This is a genomic window from Mesorhizobium sp. M7A.F.Ca.CA.001.08.2.1, from assembly GCF_003998455.1.
Lineage (GTDB): Bacteria > Pseudomonadota > Alphaproteobacteria > Rhizobiales > Rhizobiaceae > Mesorhizobium > Mesorhizobium ciceri.
Map to the genome: position 1 here is coordinate 1 of NZ_RZPW01000752.1, position 2,944 is coordinate 2,944.

Annotated in this window: 3 protein-coding genes; all 3 read left to right on the top strand. The window is 63.9% G+C overall.

Annotated elements, in window-relative coordinates:
* On the top strand, positions 1-869 hold an 869-nt coding region (rsmH, locus tag EN914_RS30235), incomplete at its 5' end, for a 16S rRNA (cytosine(1402)-N(4))-methyltransferase RsmH (RefSeq protein ID WP_127389472.1).
* A gap of 4 nt (positions 870-873) precedes the next feature.
* Positions 874-1,272 carry a hypothetical protein gene (locus EN914_RS30240; RefSeq protein ID WP_024501470.1) on the top strand — a complete coding sequence of 133 codons (399 nt, stop codon included), beginning with the start codon at positions 874-876 and terminating at the stop codon, positions 1,270-1,272.
* Positions 1,269-2,944: penicillin-binding protein 2 (locus EN914_RS30245; protein ID WP_164779018.1), on the top strand; the 1,676-nt coding region annotated here is incomplete at its 3' end. The genes EN914_RS30240 and EN914_RS30245, both read left to right, overlap by 4 nt.

Consider the following 2,944-nt stretch of genomic DNA (forward strand, 5'->3'; position numbering starts at 1 on the left):
GGGCCATTCTGGCGACAGGCGCCTCCGTGGTGGCGATCGACCGCGATCCGGATGCCATTGCGGCCGGGCGCGATCTGGAAGTGCAGTCGGGTGGTCGGCTGCGGCTGGTGCAGGCGCCGTTCTCGACGCTGGACGAACATGTCGAGAGCGCCGACGGGATCGTGCTCGACATCGGCGTGTCCTCGATGCAGCTCGACCAGGCGGAGCGCGGGTTTTCGTTCCGCGCCGACGGGCCGCTCGACATGCGCATGGCGCAATCGGGCCTCAGCGCCGCCGACGTCGTCAATTCCTTCAAGCCGGGCGATCTTGCCCGCATCTTCGGCTTCCTCGGCGAGGAGCGCCATGCCGGACGCATTGCCCGCATGATCGAGGCGCGCCGCGAAAAGCGCCCGTTCGAGCGCACGTTGGAACTCGCCGACGCCATCGAGACGCATATCGGCCGGGCGCCGAAGGACAAGATCCATCCGGCGACGCGCGTCTTCCAGGCGCTGCGCATTTTTGTCAATGACGAGCTTGGCGAACTGGCCAAGGCCCTGTTTGCGGCCGAACGCGCTCTGAAGCCGGGCGGACGGCTCGCCGTGGTCACCTTCCATTCTCTGGAAGACCGCATCGTCAAGCGTTTCATCGCCGACCGGGCCGATGTCGCGACCGGCTCGCGTCACCTGCCCGAGGCGCATGCGCGCACCGCGACGTTCCGCAAGGCGGGCGGCGGCGTGACGGCCGGCGACGCCGAGGTGGCGGCCAATCCGCGCGCCCGTTCGGCCAGGCTGCGCGCGGCGGTCCGCACCCAGGCGCCGGCGCGCGGCAGCGACTTTTCGATTTTCGGCCTTCCAAAGCTTCCCGGTATCGACCGGCCGGGGGAGAGGTAGCTAAGTGTTTCGTACCAGCGACATTGTCCTGATCGCCGTCATGGTTGCGGTCGCGGCCCTTACCTACAAGGCCAAGCGCGAGGCCGAGGAACAATTGGCCGCCGTGCAGAAGATCCATGCGCAGATACGCTATGAGGAGGACACGATCGACCTGCTCAAGGCCGACTGGAGCCTGCTTACCCAGCCGTCGCGGCTGCAGAAGCTCGCCGAACTCTACAAGTCGCAGCTCGAACTCGAGCCGGTCAGCGCCCGCCAGATCGGCGGTGTCGGCGACCTGCCGGCCAAATCCCTTGACATCCAGGACATCTTGTCGGGACGCCAGGGCGGCATGGCTGATAGTTCGGGCGGCAAGGCGCCGTCGGACGGCAGGGATCCCGTGATGACCGGAGGCATCGCCCAATGATCGGTAAACTGCTGAAACGTCGCGCCAGGACGAGTGAAGATGGATCGATCGTGGTCGAGGGCGCCCGCAAGGCGACCGGCGGCAAGGGCAGGACGCGCATCGTCATGACGATGGCGGTGTTCTTCGGCATCTTCTCGACCATATCAGGGCGGCTGGTCTATCTCGGCTTCCAGACCCCCGATATGTCGGGCGGTCCGCAGAGCCGGGTGACGGCATCGCGGCCCGACATCGTCGACCGCAACGGCGAAGTGTTGGCCACGGACATCAAGACGGCGTCGCTGTTTGCAGAACCACGCCGGATTGTCGACGCCGACGAGGCGATCGAGAAGCTGTCGACGGTGCTTCCCGACATCGACTATGAGCAGACCTACCATAAGCTGAAGAGCGGCGCCGGTTTCGTCTGGCTGCAGCGGCAGCTGACGCCCAAGCAACAGTCCGACATCATGCAGCTCGGCATTCCCGGTTTCGGCTTCCGCACCGAAAAGCGCCGCTTCTATCCGAGCGGCGAGACCTCGTCCTACATTGTCGGGCTCACCAACATCGACAACCAGGGCATCTCCGGCATGGAGAAATATGTCGACGAGCAGGGGCTGAGCGACCTGCAGGCGTCGGGCCTTGCCATTGCCAAGGATCTCAAGCCGGTAAAGCTTTCGATCGATCTGCGCGTGCAGCATGTCGTGCGCGACGAGATCGCCGCCGGCCTGGAGCGCTATCGTGCCATGGGCACCGGCGCCGTTGTGCTCAACGTCAAGACCGGCGAAGTGGTGGCCATGGCCTCGGTGCCGGATTTTGATCCGAACAATCCCTACAACGCACAAGACAAGGACCGGCTGAATCGCATGTCGGCGGGCCTCTACGAGATGGGTTCGACCTTCAAGAGCTTCACCTCAGCCATGGCGCTCGATTCCGGCAAAGCGACGATGGCGAGCCGCTTCGATGCTTCGCATCCAATCCGGGTCGGCCATCAGGCCATTCACGATTTCCACGGCAAGAACCGTGTGCTGTCGTTGCCGGAGGTGTTCCTCTACTCGTCCAACATCGGGTCGGCCAGGGAAGCCGAGATGGTCGGCATCGAGGGGCATCGCGAATTCCTGCATCGCCTTGGCATTCTGGACAGGATGCAGACCGAATTGCCGGAGACTGCCCGTCCGACTGAACCGAAGGTCTGGAAACAGGTCAATTCATTCACCATCGCCTTCGGCCATGGCGTGTCGACGACGCCGCTGCAAGCGGCTGTGGGCTGCGCGGCGTTGATGAATGGCGGCTTCCTGATGAACCCCACCTTTCTGGTGCGGACGCAGGCGGAAGCGATGGCCACCGCCAAGAGAGTGGTGAGCGAAAAGACCGTCGAAGGCATGCGCTACCTCTATTCGCTCAATGCCGAAAAGGGCTCTGCCAGAAACGCCAGAGTCCCCGGCTACCGCGTTGGCGGCAAGACCGGAACCGCCGAGAAGGTCATCAATGGCCGCTACTCGAAGGACTTGAATTTCAACACCTTCGTCGCCGCCTTCCCGATGGACGATCCGCAGTATCTGGTGTTTACCATTGCCGATGCCCCGCACCCGGAAAAGCCCGGCATGACGGATGTCGCGGCTGCGAATGCTGGGGTTATGGCCGGCAATATCATCAGGCGTTCAGCTGCCATGCTTGGCGTGAAGCCAGATTTCAGCCA